The organism is Xanthomonas sp. NCPPB 3583 (genome assembly GCF_041475715.2).
Taxonomy (GTDB): domain Bacteria; phylum Pseudomonadota; class Gammaproteobacteria; order Xanthomonadales; family Xanthomonadaceae; genus Xanthomonas; species Xanthomonas euvesicatoria.
This window is the reverse complement of sequence record NZ_JCAQNY010000002.1, coordinates 34,283-52,194: the sequence shown is the minus strand read 5'-3', so window position 1 is coordinate 52,194 and position 17,912 is coordinate 34,283. Positions and strand designations below refer to the sequence as shown.

Genomic DNA, 17,912 nt, shown 5'->3' with positions numbered 1-17,912 from the left:
TGCTGCTGCCCAGGGTTAAGCATTAGACCGCTGCTTGATCGGCCTGGCCGGCATCACCCGAGGCGGCGTCGTCGAGGTCGTCCAGTTCGTCCTGCAGTTGCTCGACGGTGGCTACTGGCCGATCACCGGCATCGGTCGGCAGATCGCCTCGCGCCTTCAGCATCACGTAGGTGTGCTTCAGGGAGCGAATGAAGCGCTTGACGCGATTGCGCCACTGCGAGGTGATCGCAACGCGTTCGGCATTGAGCATGGCCGAATTGAAGGTAAGAGAATTGGTGATGTAGTAGAGCTCGTCCAGGTCTTTCAGGATGTTGAGGAGCATCACAGCGTACTTGCTGGACACCGGCACATCGACGGTCTTGGGTACGTAGCCACCACCAGAAAGGCTAACGCCTTTTTCCTTGGCCTTCTGCCGCATACGCTTCAGATCGTTGGCCAAGTCGGAAGCCAGAGCGCCGACAAGAGCCGACATCGAAAGCTCGGTTTCCTTGATGCGCTCGATGTTTTCGTTCTGATAGTGCGGAAGCACGAATTCGATGTTGTAGAACGATTCGTGTGCATGAGCGAAACCGACGTCGGCGAGCTTCACGACCTCCAGGCTGCGGAGCGTGACTTCCAGACTCTCGCGATAGGCGCCGTCGGGAATATCGAAGCCCGCGATGCCCTTCGGCGGCTTGCGGGGAGGAGCAGACGCGTTGGCTTTCTGGGCTACTGCGACAGTTGAGACAGTTTCGGCGGCGGCAGCAGCAGTGCGAATCGCCGCGGGACGGGGCTTGTTGAGCTTTGGTGCAGGTGGCGCACCCGTCGGGGCGTCCTGCGAGGGCTGGACAACAGCATTCATGGGTATTCCTTCCTGTACGGCGGATGCCGTATAGCCATTCTTCAAGACCGACACTGCGCGGAATGTGCGTTTGAACAGGCGTTTTGCCCCTCCATTGCTGGGGTTCGTTGCATGCCAGAAATATTTTCGAAAACAGGTTTTGAAGGGCGCAACTGCCCTTGACACTCCAGCCGAGCCACATCTAAGCTTTCACACAGCTTGGTTGTGTTCGACTTTTAGTCTTACCAACCCGATGAGAGGTCCAGAGGCCCAACCCTCCAAAAATAAGGGGCCGAATCCATCCTTTGAGATGGTCTATTCAAGTCAGCTCGCTGACATTTTTCCCGGCCTAGTGCCGACATTAGATCCACCAAGTGTGGATACCGCTAACAAGCGGTCACCCAGTCCAGTCACGCCTACCTTCAATCGTGTCGATTGTTGCTGTGCTTCGTGCTGGCCGCGTATCTGACGGCATGTGTTTTTCGCATCCCGATACGTGACTTTGTGTCTGCCTGCCCTCCCAGTTGAGGGTCAGTTGGGCACTGGTTTGCCTGCAATCCACTTTGGCCGACGCGACGTTGCGCTTTGCGCTTCGCCCGCCACCGTGTTTTGCATCCAAGCCTCCACAGGCTAATGACGATCTTTGATCGTGAAGTGCGCCCTGATCGGCGACGTCTGTGCAGTCTCTCTTATCCCACGGGGAACAAAAGTTCCCCGCCAGGGGTGACTTTTTGTTCTCCGGGGGTGTTTCACACCTCCCGGCCAGTGCCACCGGGATTTCTATTTCTTCCGGTTGGCACACCGGTGAGGAACTACCCATGAGCAAGAAGCCCCAAGCCATTCGCCTGTCCGCCAAGCGCCAGCAGAAAGACCGTACCTGGTTGATCGTCGGCGTCATCTTTGCAGCAGTCCTGGTCCTGTTTTCTGTCATGCGTGTTACCGACAGTGACATGGCCCGTGCAGCGGCGATCCAGCAAGTGGAAATCGATACCGAATGTTCGGCTAAGAAGGTGCACCCCCTGGTTGCCTACGCCACTGGCGCAGGCATCGAGGAAAGCATCGACGCAGCGGTCAGCGGCGATATCTCCGGTTGCAATCGCTGATGTAGTGGATCTGCATCAACTCCATTGGCCCTACGGGGCCAGTGGAGATCTAGGCGACTGACTTGCACCCCTATCCCATTGCCGGAGGCGGGTCTCCCACCGAATGCACTTCACAGAGGTGTATTCGGGGGACACCCGCCCCGTCAATTGGAGAAGATCATGAACAATGCTGATGTAAACGTCCTGATGGGACGCCTGCTCGACCGTGAACCGTTGGACAGCCACGCTGAACTGGAGCAGGGGCTGTCCAACCAAATGGATATGAACTCTCTCCGAGCCTTTGCGCGCGAAAATGGCTTGATCCGCAAGGCAGGTCTAGTGCCTGCACGCGTGGCGGCCGGAGCATGAGCAGGAGTTCGGCCTAGACACCCGGCAGGGCAACCCTGTCGGGTGTCCTTCCTCAAGCGCTCTAGGGAGCATTTGAGGAAGGACACCATGGTGTTCTCTCAGTTGCGTGGCCCTGCCACACAAAAACTGGGGTTCTTTCCCCCAACTACCTCAGAACCTTTTTGGTTCTCACCCTTGGGTGTCAATGCAACCGTGAGAGATCATCATGAGTATCAACAATGTCGTTGTAACAGGTCGTCTAACAAAAGACGCTCAGATTGTGGAATCAGATGACAGGCCAGGTCGTTTCGACGTCGAGTTCGTTATTGCGATAAACCACAAGCGTAACGCTGCCAGTATCAGTGAAAAAACTACTTTCCTCACCGTCATGATGAACACGACGGAAAAGGGTGCAGTGTTCTTCTCCCGCAGTCTGTACAAGGGGAGGGCCGTGCTTGTAGTTGGTGGGATCTGCAGTCGTACGTCTCTTGCGCCTGGAAAGAGCAGTCCCTCAATTTACCTGGAGGCTGCCTCGATCGAGACGATGGGCGATGAGCGACCAGCAGCCCAATCCATGCAGTGTGGCCCCGAGGGTATGATCGAGTCTGCGCCTCCGATGGAGGAACAGGTTCCGGTCAAACCCGCTCCGCGGGTATTAGCAGTGCAACGCCCAGGCGCCCAACCACCGCCTGTGTCTTCAACACCTGCTCCTACGCACCAGTACGCGTCACCCGGCCAGAGCAATGGCTACACAAGTGACGCTGCCGCCCTCTACAGGGATAAGGGAATGAGCTCTGCCGAAACCGGCAGCTCAGTGGACCTGAACCTGTGCCGGTGGTAACCCAAATCTAGCCTTCAACACCCATCCCTGGGTTCGATTCAACCCAGGAGGGTCGCGCGCATGCGTGCCTGGGTTGTGGAGATGCATCATGTCTGCAAAGTATCAAGTCACCGACGGCCCTTTCAGTGGAACATTGCTGGACAGGTCCCGGCTTCAGCCGTGGCGGTACGCGAATGGAGATCCCGTAGTCATAAACGGGAAGGAAATGAGCGAATGGACCCCGGACTACCTCACGCCGATCTTTTTAAGGGTTTTCGACCCCCAACTGGGCTGGTCCGTCACAACGGACATGGTCGTCCTCAAGGGTCTAGAGCTACCCGACTATGCCAACCCCCTAGTGGAGAATGGCGTTACCGTGAAGACCAGTTTCGGTGGAGACGTGCCGTCAATGCTGCAGGTCGTCAAGGTCACTGCAACTCTGTCTGACCCTGAAGGAAAGGTCATCCACGCGGTCTCAATCCTGCAGGGCATCCACAACATCAACTCCACGGACCTCGGCTTGAAGAGAGCTCTGCTGCAGCTGTATCGCGGCACAGGCCTTCCTAGCTCACCCGAGGGTCAAAACCCGGTTTTCGTTCCGCAGAAGCCTGAAGAGGCGGTAGCAACCACACCGGTTGCGTCTGTGTCGCAGTCGGCTAACCAAGCTGCTGTTGCCCAGGCGGTGCTTAAAATCCGTCCGATTTCTCAGACGGCTTCGAGAGCGGAGGGCGACGATTTGGACGTTGGTGCTGACCACATTGCATCTTCGGAAGCTGGGTCAGCAATCGAGCAACCTGCTTCGCAAGAAGTAGTGCAACTAGTGGATGTAGATGCCAATAGCAAGTCATCCGAATCCGGCGCGTCTTCGCAGGTTAAAGCTGCCGCAGCGGACGTGACCAAAATCGACAACAGTAAGATCGATCCTCGCTTCCTCACCCAGCTCACGCACTTCGCGAAGCTGGCGGGGGAGGACGTTCGCCAACTGAACGACGACACGGACGCGAAGGCAGAGTTGGTACGCATGCGCCGTATAGCTAATGGGAAGGGTTGATGCCATGCAAAAAACCCTATTCCTGTCGTTCTCGTCTGACTCTACCTACCTAACTTGTCCGCGACAGTACAAGCTGACGAAGATCGACCGACTCACCTGCATCCAGGAGAGTATGGCCACGATGTTCGGAAAGGTTGTGCACACGGCCATCCACCTGTACCTGAAGTCGGAGATTGACAGCGCACTGTTTACGGCACCTGAGTTTTTTGAGCAGGAGTTCGTGCGCAGAGCATCGGCGACCAACCTTCGGCTTCCTGCCAACTGGTCCATCCAGGACTTCATCGACTGCGGTAGGTTGATGATGAAAAGATTCGACGAGTTCTGGAAGCAAGGCGAGTATGAAGTGGTCCTTGATGCCAAGGGTGAGCCAATCCTTGAACGAGAGTTCAAGATCGGTCTGCCTGAAAATATTGAGTACACCGCTATCATCGACGTCATCCTGCGTCGTAAGCGTGATGGTTGGATATTCGTTTGCGACTGGAAGACACCGGCTCAGGCTTCGTTTGAGGGCTTTGCACTACTATCTGAGCAGCTAACCGGCTACCAAGTAGTAGTTGAAGCGTTCATGGCGGAAATGGGCCTTGAGCGGCTCGACGGCACCATGTTCGTTGAGCTCCTCAAACGAAAAGTGCCCGTCAAGCGCGGCGCAACTGGTCCGATCGTCGAAAAGCCTTGTGTCGTGCGGATGCGTAGTGAGGAAGAAAAGCTGGAGTGGATGCAAGCTCGGCTTGAAACTGGCCGGAACATCAGGGCAGGGAAGTTCCCTAAAAGGCCACTCAGCGCGTTTTCCTCTCCATGTACTCTCTGTGATATGCGTAACCTATGCATGGTCGGATCAATGGATGGTCTTGTTGTTCGAGAACCATTCCAACGACGTGCAGCATGAAACTTAAAAGTCGTTAGTCGGAGAAGTTGAAGCCGACTGTGAAGAAACTTGTTTTTGTCAGTGTGCCGGGATTCGCCTATGCGATCCCGGTTTTTTTCCCGAAAACCGGTTGACACATCAACTGGGCACCCTTAAATTTGTCGTGCATCGACACGACGGTCTGGGCGCCGCTAAAGCCCCATTATTCAGGTCTCCGACCTCTCACAGCGCCCGTTCTGGGCAAACCTTCCTACCCCTTCCAGTGCCCTGCCTAAGGCGGGATTGCGTGTGCGCTTTTCATCGAGCGTAGAGGCAATCCTAGTCATTCGGGATCGTGGGCTTCGTCACCCTCGTCGATTTTGTCAGCTGGTCTGACGGCTCCGTGAAGCTCAAATCACGACATCAATCCCGGTCGGGACGAACTCCCGACTCTGGGGCTTCGTCTTAGCCGGTTTATCGACAAGACGGAGACACCATGAAAGATCGCAAGCATAAGCGCCAGAAGCGGCGTAACAGTCAGGGCAGCCATGATATACAGCCCCAGTTGTTTAGTATCACGGTGACGGACTCGGATATCGAGGTAAGTCATCGCTACACTCGGGACGGAATGCTTGACCTTTTGATCAGCTCTCGCAAAAAGCAGGGCCGATTCTCCAAGGATGCATTTCGCATCAGGCAGCCTGGCAAGGATCGTAAGAAGACCTTGCAGTACAGGCTTCAAATGCGGACCCGCGAGACTGAGCGCGTCGTTGAGTATGTCTCCAAGCCTGCCTGTTCTCGCTACAGCGAGGCTCGCGTCAAGGGAAACGACACGGAATTCAGTCGCGAGGAGATCATCATCATTCACCAGAAAATGCTGACAGCCTTCCAAGAGGCCTTCCAGCAGAACTGGGCAACCAACAACGCCCGCTTGATTGAGTTGGTTGTTTGGATGACCGCAAGCCGACCCAACGACCCGTTCTCTTACGAGACGTGTTGCTACGTCAGCAACGTCGATCCGGATATTGTCAGGGATGCAATCCTGAAACAGGTTCGGGCTCGCTACAAGCATGAGCGACTTCATTACGACGTGTTCCGCCAGTCAGTATTGGCAGCGGAACGTGGCGATGCGGATGCGCTGATGTGGCTCTACAGCACGGACGAATCGGAGTTCTCCTTCCTGGGGCTCTGCAAGATGTTCGACTTTGAGCCAAAAGCTGGACGTTCCACGATTCGCGTGCCCTCCGGCATCGCGAGCCAGGTCGCATAACTACAACTAACCCTACTGGGGAGAATCCTCCCCGACGGGCGGACTCCCTTTTTCCACACTGGAGTCCACCATGTACAACACGAATCTCGAAGCTATCACCATCCCCGCAAACGACCCTTTCGCCGATACCAACGCATTGGCAGCCTCACCCCTGGACTACAGGGTAGCGGTTAGCAAAATGCAGGCAATCGGTCTGACCATCGGCGACGCTGACACAATCGTCGGAGTGGGTACGAAGAATCACACGTACCTATCGACATTGAACCCCTACTTTCACTTCGACAACATCGAGTTCGACCGCCTGTTCTCTATGGCTTTAGCTCGTGAGTGGTCGCGTGATGACGCGGAACCGCGTCGAGGGTTGCTGGTCAGCGGGGATAGCGGCACCGGTAAGACCACACACATTCGCCAACGGCTTGCCATCCAAGGCATCCCGTGCATCGAGGTTACGATGCGGGCGGATATGGAGCCTACCGACCTGCTGTACACGCGTTCTATTGTTGGTGGTGACACCATCATCGAATACGGTGCCGGTGCTCTGGCTGCTAAGCACGGAATCCCATTGGTCATCAACGAGATCGACGCCGCCAAGCCCAGCACATTGCTGGGGTTGAACGAGTTCTTCGATACCGGCACGGTGGTCATCACGGAAACCGGCGAAGTCATCCACGCCAAGCGCGGATTCCAAGTCCACGCTACCTGCAACTCTAAGTTCCTGGACGATCCCACGGATGCCTTCGCGGGTACCCGCGGCCAGAACGCTAGCGTGCTGCGTCGCTTCTTCAGCATGGTGTACGAATCTCCAACGGCGGATCAGGAGGCTGATTTCATCCAGTCCCTGTATCCGGATCTCGATGCCGGTGTCGTCAAGAAGAAAGCCACGTTTGTCGTGGCACTGCGCGATGCAGGCAAGACGCCCACCAAGATCGGCAATCAGAACGTGCAGCTGTCTCGTACTTTCTGTCGCTCGATGGTGATCGACTGGCTGTACCTGGAATCGACCTTCGGCTATATGCTGAACCGTGGCGTTTCACCGGGGCTGTATGCCCTGGGCCCGGTCCTGACCAACTTGATGCCAGATCATGAGAAGGAAGCCGTAAAGGCTCTCTACGAAACGATCCTCGTATAAGGGGTAGCACATGGCCCCGATCATCCTCCGCAAGCGGGAGGCCGACGGCACATTCAAAAGTGTCGAGGTCTCCAAAAATAATGTCGGTATTACCATCACAACCACCAAGCCCGGAAAGAGGCCTAAGACGGACGTCGAGGGTTTTGGTGCACTAAAAGTCCCCGAGCAGGACCGGATCAACGAGATCGTTGGCTCGTACCTTGCACAGGGATTCTTCTCGGAAATGCTCGATGCAGCTCAGGAACCGCTTGATTTTTATACGGCCCAGTTCCTCGACATGGACGCAGTCCACGCCTTCCTTATCGGTGTCCGCCAGTCGGGCTTGGTAGTGAAGGATGTGCCGGGGCCTTCAGGTCTCGATCTTGAGTTCGACGGATTTATTGCAGCCGTCAAGAACAACTTCAAGGGCGTCCAAGTCACCACGTATGTGCCACAGCGCCAAAGGCACCAGGCTGTTCCTGTGTTCTTCGCGATGTCTGCATACGCTGTTGATGTAGCTGCTACCGACGCTGACGCCAATGCATTCGACGTCAAGGAAGCTTTCCGCCTTGAACATCGAACTGGAAAGGTGCCGGTGGAAGCCATTTCCCTGCTGTGCCATCTCGATTTGATTGCGAAGCCACTTCCTCCGCCAGCGCCAAGGGCAGGGAGGGTTGCGTTCTCAATGTCGCTCTGACCACCAACAGACCCCTCTCCGAGGGGTCTTTCTCCTGCCTCCGCCGGCGACAGCAGAAAGACCCTTTTGAGCCCCTGGCTCTTACGTCCACAGGCCACGTTAGCCTGCTCAACTACCCGACCGGGACAGTGATGTCCCCTGGGGACCTTATCTGTTCAGTCGGGACCAACATCCCGTCTGCGCATCGGGATGTCATCTCTCTTGTGGGTCGCGCACCCGGAAGATTCACATGACCATCTCAATCAAAGATTCGCCCATCAGTAAGCTCGTGATGTTTTCACCCCAGGTTTCGATCTGGTCGGGAACCCTCAAGATCGACCGCGATCTGGACTACAAGGACATTGCGTCCACCCTTCCGCCGCAGCAGTTCGCATCGGATGGCCGTAAGAACCTAGTGGACCAAAAGTACCTGGCAGGACCGCGGAAACTGCGTAAGCGCCTTGAGCGCTTGCTGAAGACCGAAGGTTTTTCACTGATCGGTGACTGCGTGGCAGTGAATGAAGATCGTGCTGTAACGGTCCTCAACGAACTGCCGAAGCTGGAAGCAGAGTTCATTGCTGAGGTCGATTCGTTCATCGCGTTCTTGCAGTCCGCTTATATCGAGCAGGTCGATAAAGCGCCTGTCGAATGGAAGGAACTCCTTATGAAGGGGCGCCTTACCGCCGATGAAGTGCGTAAGCGCTTTGCCTTCAAAGTTGGCGTCTTCAAAATCACCGCCCCTGCGGAGAACGATGCTGATCCCATCAATGCGCACTTCGCCAACACCATCATGGTGAATGCGACGCCGCGGCTGATGGAAGACGTAGCGGCCGAGGCTCGGGACATCTTCTTCAATTCGTTCATGGTTCCGGTGGAGCCCAGCAACCCGAAAGGGAAGCGTCGGTTCAAGGATTCAGTCACTCAGGCGACCGTCAAGCAAGTCACCCGACTTGTGGAAAAGCTGAGTGACTACTCCTTCTTGGATGCTCGCGTGTATCCGACCGTCACTTCTCTGCGCGTCATCCTATCCAGTCTTCCGTTCACCGGTCCGCTCAATGCACAGCAGACCAGCACCTGCTCTACGGTGCTGCGTCAGCTGATGGATCCGGAAACGACACTTGGAATTGGAGAGGCTTTCGCGGCCAACCCCAACGCACCCCAGCTTCCCACTACCCCCGCCCAACCGACCCTGTTTGCAGGATCGGCAACGGCGCAGCCTGCAACGTATTCCGACATTCCCTCGGTAGAGCCAGCCGTCATGGTGGCCAACCAGAGTCTGTCGCAATCACGCCGCCAGCTGTTTTCGCAAAACATCTGAGGTCACTACATGGACAAGAATCAATGCATGACCATCCTTCGCACCGCCCTTACGGGCGGTGCGTTGGATCCGAAGAATGCAGTTCGCTCCGCAATGGCGACGCTGGGCGGCATGCCCATAGCACTGACAGGCTTGGCTTCGGCCACGGGATGCCAGGTGCATGTGGTTTACGGTGCAAGCGATTGCGGTTCCACTGACGGCAAGGTCATCAAACTGATGAACCTGCCAATTCCGGACAACAAGAACGACATCGACACGCTTGTGCTGATGTCGTCGCTTGCATACGGGCTGGGGTACCACGAACTGGGGCATGTATCAGAATCGGATTTCGCGGTTCTGGCGCATCTCAAGAGCGTGACCCCGTTGGTGGACTCATTGTTTCGGATCATCGAAGACGTGCGCATGGAGAATGCGTTCATCGTAAAGTGGCCGAACACTCGAAAGTTCCTCGACAGTCTTACCCAATCGCTCTACCTAATGGATCGGTACACCCATGTGACGGCTGAAGCCACTCCCATGGGCGCACTCACCGGCTACCTGCTGTACCGGCTCTACTGCGACTATCGCGGGGATGTGGGTACGAAGGAGCTGGCCTTGGAGGCTTATGCGACTTGTGAGTCGAAGTTTTCCAAGGGATTCATGACGCGTCTGGACGCAATGCTCCCGCAGCTGGACCAGCTCTCCTGTACCGCCGATTCGCTGACCATGGCCAGGAACATCGCCAAGTTCATCGAGAAGGCCAAGGAAGAGTTGGAGCAGCAGCGCCGGCCAGGCCAGCAACCCTCCGGGGCGGCTGATCAGATGGGACAGCAGGGGCAAGGCGATCACCTCCCGCAGGACGGACAGGGTGCTTCTGAGGGCTCTGGCGATTGCCAGGACCAGCAGGATGCCCAGGACGACCAGCAGGGCGCATCTGAAGGCTCTAGCAGTGACCAGGGTAAGAAGGGCGGCGCCAGTGAGGGCAAAAGCAACAGGCCTGACTTAGGGAACACGGGTAATGACGAAATCTGTCCCGGCGACAGGGCGGGTGGAGGCGATAACCCGGTCTTGGCGGCACTCCAGTCCATTCTCGACCCTTCCAACACGGACAAGAGGGCCGGGGAACGATCAGAAGCCATCAAGGATGCGCTGGCACAGGTGGTCAATCAGGTGGCACCTCGCTCGCGGGGTGAACTCAAGATCGACAGCCCAGCCATGCACGTCAACGTTTCTAACGTCACCACTTCATTCAATACGAATGCCAATCCGGATTGCGACATGGGTGCAGCCTTGGCTGTAACCAGTCCACTTCGACGATCGTTCCGGCGGAACATGGAAGCCATTTCTGCGGCTGAAGTGAGCATCCACCGGCGCGGACGTCGAATGTCGACCTCACACATCCATCGTGTAGCTGTCGGCGATAGCCGGGTGTTCAAATCGGTCTCAGAAGAGATTGCACTGGACACCGCGGTCGTACTGGGCCTGGATGCATCCAGTTCGATGTCCGGAAGCAAGATCAAACTAACGTGTGAGGCAGTCTATGCCTCGGCTGTGGCTCTGGAAGGAATTGAAGGCGTCACTTGCGGCGCGTTCACCTTCCCGGGCAACAGCATCATCCTTCCATTCGGACGCAAGGCAAAGCATGTACCTGGTCATTTCCAGCTCCATGCATCTGGTGGCACGCCGATGGACGATGGTGTTTACCTGGGTATCCGGATGCTCCAAGCGCAGCGCAAGCCACGCAAGGTGATGATCCTGACTACCGACGGTGAACCCAATAGCGATCGCGTTGAATCCACCAAGGCAGCTATTGAGTACGCCTTGAGCCTGGGTATCGAAGTTGCAGTGATGGGCACCTATGGTGCGCGGAACGTCTGCAGTTTCGAGAACTGGGTTGATCTGACCGACATCTCGCAACTACCTGAGGTTGTTACAAGGTTGTTCGGCCGCAAGTTGATGCGAGCGGCTTGACACAGGACATCCCCAGCCGGCCATTAGGCTGGTTGGGGAGACTCCTGGCCTGGAGAGTTCATGGGCAAGCCCCTAGCTTGCCGATGCACTTTCTGAGGCTCGCCTCACGAACGGGAATCGGCCCGCCAATACCGAATCAATCACACCTTCAGAACCACCTCAACAAGCCCGAACCGGGCACTTCAAAACGCCTCAGAACACGCCATGCAATAGCGGCGTGCTGATCGCAATTGCTCAGCAAAAACCGCGTACCAAAGGAGCCGACATGAACCGCATTCGCACCGCAGAAGAAGAACAGGAATACCGGCGTAAGCAACAACATGAAACCAGACTGCTCAACGAAACACTGAAGGGACGCTGGGATCAGGTGCTGCCGGGCCTCATTCCTGGTCTGGATCTGGCCGTGGAGAGAGGACACCAGCACCACATCACTTGCCCGTTTCACGGCGGTGTCAACGATTTCCGTATTTTTCAGGATTTCGCTGACACTGGCGGCGCCATTTGCTCTTGTGGCAAATGGACTGACGGATGGGCATTGTTGATGCATGCCCGCCGGTGCACCTTCTTCGAAGCCAAGAAGATGCTGGTGGAGGCACTTGGCGGTCGCTTCGACGCATCGAACCTCCCGGTCCGATACGTGAAGGCCAAGGACCCTGACGAAGTTGCGCGGAAGGATGCTTTCAACAAGAAGATCGTTCAGCAGATCTGGGGCGATGCTTTACCCCTGACCGATGACCGTTCTGCACCCGTTCGGCGCTGGTTCTACAACCGGCAGCTGCACGAAGTGCGTGGGCCGCTTAATGTGCTTCGCTGTCATCCCGCCCTGGAATATTTCACCGAACGCAATGTGACGCATACAGGGCCGGCCATGGTGGCGATGATGACGGACATCAACGGACGTACCTGTGGCTTGCACCGCACTTGGATCACCGTTGATGGGCGGAAGGCGAACGTCGAATCTGTACGTCGGCTTACATCCTCCATCTCTACCCATCCCATCGAAGGCAGTGCTGTCAAGTTCGACACCGAGCCTCATCCCGTTCTGATGATCGGAGAGGGCATCGAGTCGTCCTTGGCTGCCCGAGCCATTGCTGGATACCCTACGTGGTCCGCGCTCAACCAGAACCAGATGACGAAAGTAGAGGTTCCCGACTACGTTCAGGCCGTAATTGTGTGGGCTGATCGAGACCATAACGGAGTCGGTCAAACTGCAGCGGCCGAGCTGGTTACCCGCCTCCGAAAGGCAGGTAAGAAGGCTGTCTGCGTCATTCCGCCGTTCGCTCCCGCCCCAGGCGAAAAGACGGTCGACTGGAACGACGTGCTCCGGTCTCTCGGCCTTGAGGAAGCTCGCAAGCTTCCGATCGTGCTGCAGGTTCTCGAACCATTACGGGCTTCGCTAAACTAAACCATCCCACCCCATCACCCCGGCGCTTTGTGAGGCCGGGGTTCTACTTAGGTTCCTATGTTCCTCACTCCTCTGCAAAATTGGCTGATCGTGGCTATTTTTGTAGCCATCCCAATGATCGATTGGCGATTGCGTGCTACGAGCCCACTGATCGAATGGCTTTTTACGGTTGCGTTCGACAGGCCGATACGCACCAGATGGCCATCCGATCAACAGATGATGGTCGTTGCTCTATGCAATTTTTTTCTGTGCATCGGACTGCTAGTCATGTTTGGTGCTATATCCGCTGCCAATCACCTAGAACTGACCTACAACCACCCTCAATTGCGGCGGAATTTGCTTCTTCTAAGTTCTGTTTTTTCGAGCAGCCTTCTTGGCGTCATAGCAGCAATGATTTGCCGACAACTCACCCACGCTAAGCCGCGCTTAATGCATGCCAGCAATCATGCTCACGCTAAGCAGCGATGGTATGCCTATCAGCTGGAGCATGTTGGACGCGATCAGTATGCACTGCACTTCAATAGGGCCAGTCGAATACAGCAGTGGAGCAAGTGCGACGTTAGCCTTAAAGTTCACCCTGACATAGCTCTAACGGCAATTATTGATCTGCTGGGCCCAGGCAAGACGCTGCTTCTGGCAACGCCGAAGGCTGATCTTTACTGGGCAGTGAAGCGACAGCGGTCGACGTTGGAATCCGCTCATCCTCAAATTAAGGTCAAACCTTACGCCGCGCCGTTGAATTGCATCATCGGTGCCTGGGGCAGCTGGAGACATAAGTGGGGCATTCCGCTAGGGAAAGCCGTCATCGCCCGCGGTTACATCATCACTACGTAAACAAAAACCCCGGCCATCTGCCGGGGATTGTTTGTGCCTGTTGACTCTGAGTCATCGTGTCGTGAGTGTTCGCACCTCAGCCGGATAGCAGAGTTGATCCTTGAGGCAGCCTTGCATTTTGAGCCGCAGCTGCACGCCAGAGGCCTGGCCAGTCGACATGCCGCGAACGACGACTCGGCTACCGGCATCAAGCACCTCTTCCCGCCCAGCGACCGGATCATCGATCACCTTAGTGCCGCCGATCTGGTAACTTGTCAACTGAAAACCCTGCGTGTCGAGAATCGACAAACGATCACGATAGAGGTAGTACCCCTCCGGAATCTGGAACGAGATGACTAAGGTGTTCGCGTCGTAGGCCGATAGGGTCGGGCGGAAGGCCTGGGCTGCCGACAGGGGCTCGTCGTAGGCAGCCAGGGCGAGGGGCGCGCTGGCAAGCATCGCGAGGAGGAGGGCAATGCGTTGCATGCGTGTGCGAGTCTACGAAGAAGGTCAAATCACGGTAGCAGCGGCGACCTGAGACCGAAACCAGGGTTGGGGGTGCTTTCAATGCTCCCCCAAACCCACTTGGGCCGAACTCCCAGATGGCCTAGTCTGACTACATGAGCCGACGATTCACGGACGAACAGATTGCCGTAGCAAACCACGTCACCGGGCACGCTCTGGTGTCTGCGGTTGCCGGCGCGGGGAAGACCACCACCTTGGTGGAGCGCTGCCGGCGGTTGATCGCCACCGGCATTCCTGAAGGCCAGATTCTCTGCCTGCAGTACAACAAGGAAGCCCAGCTGGACTTTAGCAGCCGCCTGACCAGGCGCATGGGCAGTTCCGACATTCCCCACGTCAAGACTTACCATGCCTTCTGCTTGGCAATGTGGAAGCAGCTTGAGCAGCAGGGCCACGTCGGCAAGACCGTTCAGCCAAAGGATTCGGGCTCGGCTGAAGACGCGATGATGCGGCAAGCTCTGAAAGACCAGGCGGGCAAGGGCGTCTATGTCTCCCAGGAGCAGTTCGAGATGCTGAACTCGCTCAAGACCCTGACTAAGAGCTGCTTTGACACACCCGGTACGGTTTACGATCGCACCGACATGCCATACGAGACCCGTACGTTGATTGTGGGTGCGTACATCAGGTTCGAGAATGAGCGCCTTCGTAGGCGCCTGCGTTTCTTCGATGACCAAATCTACGACACCGCCGTGACGTTGCGCGGCAACCCTGAGCTCTGGAGCCTGTTCCGCGGACGCTACCAGCAGATCCAGGTGGACGAGTTCCAGGACATCTCAGAGGTTCAGATGAGCATCCTCGAAGGCATCACAGGTCCGGATACGACCGTGGTGGTGGTTGGCGATGCCGATCAGGCGATCTACTCTTGGCGCGGCAGCAAGGTGTCTTACATCGTGCACGAATTCGCCGCGCGTTTTACCCCGTGCACTCGCTTCGCTATGTCGCGAACCTTCAGATTCGGTGACGAATTGGCGCTGTTCGCCAATCATATCGTGGTCAACAACAAGGAGCGCGACGACAAGATCAGTATTGCTGAGGAAGGCAATCCCAACACGCTGGTCGAACTGACATATCCGGTGAAGGGGCGCAACGCCTTCATCATCAATCTGCTGCAGGAACGCATGGCCAACGGTTCTCTGAGCGATGCCGCCATGCTGTGCCGCAACTATAGTCATTCGGTCCCTCTGCAGATGGAGATGCTGATGTCCGGCATCCCCTTCTTTGTCTATGGCCGTGAGGCAACGCTCTACAACCCTGAAATTGGCTGCTTGGTGGGCGCCATGGCAATGGCCGCCGACCACTGGCCTTTCCCTACTCGAAGCATTCCGCGGTTCATTCAGGCCATGATGGTCGCTCCCACGGTATTTGTGTCGAACGCGGTGACCCAGATGCTCACAGTCCACGCGATGGAGGTCTTCGAAGACCAAGGCTCGCAGGCAGTCGGGAAGGGCATGCTGCAGGCCGTAAACCAAATTGCGTCGATCGTCACGCAGCACGAGATGGAACGCTTGAAAACGGGCCTACCAATGCTGAAGGACCGGGCAAGCTTCATGGAGATGCTGTGTGCCGGTGGCATGCGGTCATTGCGCCCCGGCCAAGTGATCGACACCTACATCCAGTACACCAACCTGATCGACTCTCTGCTCAAACACTCACGCACCCGCGAGGATGGCGAGGAGAAAGTCCGGAATGTACAGGCGATGAGAGCCGCTGCTGAGGGTTTCGAGACGCTGACCGCGTTCTTGGATGAACTGGGACCGATGGCCGCTCACGAGAAGGACAAGCCGCCCAAGCATCCACACGTGCGCATCCAATCGGTCCATTCAAGCAAGGGTGCTGAGTTCCCACTGGTGATCCTTCCCAGCTGGAACGCCGGCGTCGTTCCAGCTAACTCACCCCTGGACGCGGAGGAGGAGCGCCGGCTCGCCTACGTTGCCGTGACACGTGCCAAGCACCACCTGGTGATCCAGCACGCCGAGGATCCGATGCTCACCGGCTGGATCGAGCAATACGATGACTTCCCCCCCGCCAACGACGGCATTCGCCGCGCCAGTCCATACCTGTTTGAGGGCGAGCTGGGGATCTCGATGCGTGTATCCGAGGCGGTGCGCGACGGCGTTCAGGACTGCATCACCTTGCGGAATCCGCGTGTCGCGCAACGGTACATCGAGGCAAAAGGGATGGCAGGCCTGATTCGCATCGAAACGCTTCCTCACCTGGCGGCACTCAGCGCAGGTAGGCCACTTACCGACATTTCCTCCCTCGCCCCAGGCGCTCAAATCTGGAGCCGCAGCCGCGGCACCTGCGAAGTGATCGGTCGCGTGGGGACATCTCCTGCGTTCCACATCCGACTGGCCGATGGCAGCACGGCATACGAGGTGCTTACCGAGGGTGGCGACTGGATGGTGCTGTAAGACCTCAACTGCGACGCTCAATTTCTCCCCCAAACTCGTTTCCGAGTGATCGTGCTCGCTGGTACAAATGAGTGAACAGCAGCTCCTTGCGCTAATCGCAGGCTGTGCGATTAGAAGGCGAAAGGATGTGCTGGGAAACTTTTGCCAGGGATCAGCACATGAGCAACCTCGTTCGTCCGCAAGTTTTCAATGGCCTCTTGGAGAAGGCTGGTCTCACCCAGCTTGACCCGGGTGAAATCTCCGTTCTGTTCTCCAGCATTCCGCCGCAGTACGGCCAGAGCCTGGTCGCGGGACTGCAGCAAAAGGATGCCACCTCGACCAACCAGATCCGTGCGTGGTCGCTGACCCTGAAGCTGCATAGCCGCATCATCAAGGCGATCTCAAATACGATCTCGCTGTCGGCCGTGTATGCAACCTGCAAGCTGAAAGGAGCGAAGCTGGTGGGTGAATTACTGGCAAGCGCAGAGGCCGGGGATACCAACGCCACCGGGTTCCTGACCGAGCACCTGCGCGAAGGCTACAGAGCGGTTCGTGCGCAGGGGCTGCCCTCGCTGCTCGGCCTGTCTGGTGCGCCGGCACCTGCTGCAGGGCAGCAGCAGGAACGGCATCAGAGTGCGCCTAGCAACCACAGCATCAGCTCCATGCCGCCTCCCGGCGACGATGCCGATGCGACCTCGGGCCAGGAACAGGTGAGGCAGCAGCACCGGCCGGCGCCCCAGCAGGAGCGCCAACACCAAAACCAACAGCACAGTGGCAGCCAGCAGCGCCAACACCAGCCGCCCGCGCGATCGGAGAATCGCAGTCTGAGCCCACAGGCACGCGACTATGAGGACCGTCGTGTTGTGAGTCATCCAACACGTGAGCGCCAGCCGCAGGGTAGCTCTGGCGGCCCACGCGTTCCGGAGGAGTCGAAGTACGACCAAAAGGCCTGCTTCGGACGGGACACTGCCATCCAGTTCGAGCGCTGCGTGAACAACCAGAATACGAACTACACTGTCAATATTGCCATCGCAAAGGCGGCTGGACAGTCAACACGCGGTGGCATGAATTGGGACGGCAAGATCACTCTGATGTGTGTGCCTAAGGAAGTTCAACTCATCACGGCAGTCCTGCGCGGATTCTTGCCAAAAGTGAGGTTCGCCGGCCACGGCGCCACCAATGAAAAGTGGATCGAAGTGCAGGAGACGGCTGACCAGTATGCCGGCGCCATCCGCTTCACGATCGCCCAGGGCAAAGACATCCGCAACGTCAATGTGGGACCGGACGATGTGGGTGAAGTTCTGGCGATGTTTTACCGGACGTGCAAGGACCAACTCAAGGAGAAGGACGGCTACTTGGTGGACCAGGCCATCCGTCGCGCCGCCGACTTGCACACCAAGTCCCAAGCTGCAAAGGAAGCACGCGGCGGCGCCGGAGGTGGCCAGCGCCAGCAGGGGAACGGATACGGACAGCAGCGGCGAACGGGCTAAGGCGT

The 17,912-nt window shown here is 57.1% G+C and carries 16 protein-coding genes; 14 read left to right on the top strand and 2 right to left on the bottom strand.

Annotated features, from left to right (window positions below; genetic code table 11):
- Nucleotides 1-22 precede the first annotated feature (22 nt).
- Nucleotides 23-841 carry a hypothetical protein gene (locus ACCQ07_RS21635; protein WP_372364255.1) on the bottom strand — a complete coding sequence of 273 codons (819 nt, stop codon included), beginning with the start codon at nt 839-841 and terminating at the stop codon, nt 23-25.
- Between the two features lie 797 nt (nt 842-1,638).
- On the opposite strand from ACCQ07_RS21635, the gene ACCQ07_RS21630 reads away from it, so the two are divergent.
- The 12 genes from ACCQ07_RS21630 (at nt 1,639) to ACCQ07_RS21575 (ending at nt 13,526) form a co-directional block, all read left to right on the top strand.
- On the top strand, nt 1,639-1,923 hold the full coding sequence (locus tag ACCQ07_RS21630) for a hypothetical protein (RefSeq protein ID WP_005997792.1): 285 nt from the start codon (nt 1,639-1,641) through the stop codon (nt 1,921-1,923).
- A gap of 159 nt (nt 1,924-2,082) precedes the next feature.
- The gene (locus ACCQ07_RS21625) at nt 2,083-2,271 is read left to right on the top strand and encodes a hypothetical protein (RefSeq protein WP_005997790.1); all 189 of its coding nucleotides are present in this window, start codon (nt 2,083-2,085) and stop codon (nt 2,269-2,271) included.
- A gap of 205 nt (nt 2,272-2,476) precedes the next feature.
- Nucleotides 2,477-3,091, top strand: a complete 615-nt coding sequence (locus tag ACCQ07_RS21620) for a single-stranded DNA-binding protein (RefSeq protein ID WP_372364253.1) — start codon at nt 2,477-2,479, stop codon at nt 3,089-3,091.
- Nucleotides 3,092-3,296: 205 nt separating this feature from the next.
- On the top strand, nt 3,297-4,121 hold the full coding sequence (locus tag ACCQ07_RS21615) for a hypothetical protein (protein WP_277937960.1): 825 nt from the start codon (nt 3,297-3,299) through the stop codon (nt 4,119-4,121).
- Between the two features lie 4 nt (nt 4,122-4,125).
- Nucleotides 4,126-5,007: a RecB family exonuclease gene (locus ACCQ07_RS21610; RefSeq protein ID WP_372364252.1), complete on the top strand. Its 882-nt coding sequence runs from the start codon at nt 4,126-4,128 to the stop codon at nt 5,005-5,007.
- A gap of 454 nt (nt 5,008-5,461) precedes the next feature.
- Complete coding sequence (locus ACCQ07_RS21605; protein ID WP_372364251.1) at nt 5,462-6,235, top strand: hypothetical protein; 774 nt, start codon at nt 5,462-5,464, stop codon at nt 6,233-6,235.
- Between the two features lie 70 nt (nt 6,236-6,305).
- Nucleotides 6,306-7,364: an AAA family ATPase gene (locus ACCQ07_RS21600; RefSeq protein ID WP_074052245.1), complete on the top strand. Its 1,059-nt coding sequence runs from the start codon at nt 6,306-6,308 to the stop codon at nt 7,362-7,364.
- Nucleotides 7,365-7,374: 10 nt separating this feature from the next.
- Entirely contained in the window at nt 7,375-8,040 is a 666-nt protein-coding gene (locus ACCQ07_RS21595; protein ID WP_229016141.1) for a hypothetical protein, read from the top strand.
- Between the two features lie 229 nt (nt 8,041-8,269).
- On the top strand, nt 8,270-9,337 hold the full coding sequence (locus ACCQ07_RS21590; protein WP_074052247.1) for a DUF3150 domain-containing protein: 1,068 nt from the start codon (nt 8,270-8,272) through the stop codon (nt 9,335-9,337).
- A gap of 27 nt (nt 9,338-9,364) precedes the next feature.
- Entirely contained in the window at nt 9,365-11,287 is a 1,923-nt protein-coding gene (locus tag ACCQ07_RS21585) for a vWA domain-containing protein (RefSeq protein ID WP_372364250.1), read from the top strand.
- A gap of 265 nt (nt 11,288-11,552) precedes the next feature.
- Entirely contained in the window at nt 11,553-12,692 is a 1,140-nt protein-coding gene (locus ACCQ07_RS21580; protein ID WP_131828645.1) for a DUF7146 domain-containing protein, read from the top strand.
- Between the two features lie 57 nt (nt 12,693-12,749).
- Nucleotides 12,750-13,526 carry a hypothetical protein gene (locus ACCQ07_RS21575; protein WP_074052250.1) on the top strand — a complete coding sequence of 259 codons (777 nt, stop codon included), beginning with the start codon at nt 12,750-12,752 and terminating at the stop codon, nt 13,524-13,526.
- A gap of 51 nt (nt 13,527-13,577) precedes the next feature.
- Here ACCQ07_RS21575 and ACCQ07_RS21570 read toward each other — a convergent pair whose 3' ends face one another.
- Entirely contained in the window at nt 13,578-13,991 is a 414-nt protein-coding gene (locus ACCQ07_RS21570) for a protein-disulfide reductase DsbD N-terminal domain-containing protein (protein ID WP_074052251.1), read from the bottom strand.
- Between the two features lie 134 nt (nt 13,992-14,125).
- Here ACCQ07_RS21570 and ACCQ07_RS21565 point away from each other — a divergent pair, with 134 nt between their 5' ends.
- Both ACCQ07_RS21565 and ACCQ07_RS21560 read left to right on the top strand, forming a co-directional pair.
- Nucleotides 14,126-16,438 (top strand): ATP-dependent helicase, encoded by a 2,313-nt coding sequence (locus tag ACCQ07_RS21565; protein ID WP_372364248.1) that lies wholly within the window; start codon nt 14,126-14,128, stop codon nt 16,436-16,438.
- A gap of 158 nt (nt 16,439-16,596) precedes the next feature.
- On the top strand, nt 16,597-17,907 hold the full coding sequence (locus tag ACCQ07_RS21560; RefSeq protein ID WP_229016139.1) for a hypothetical protein: 1,311 nt from the start codon (nt 16,597-16,599) through the stop codon (nt 17,905-17,907).
- Nucleotides 17,908-17,912 lie beyond the last annotated feature (5 nt).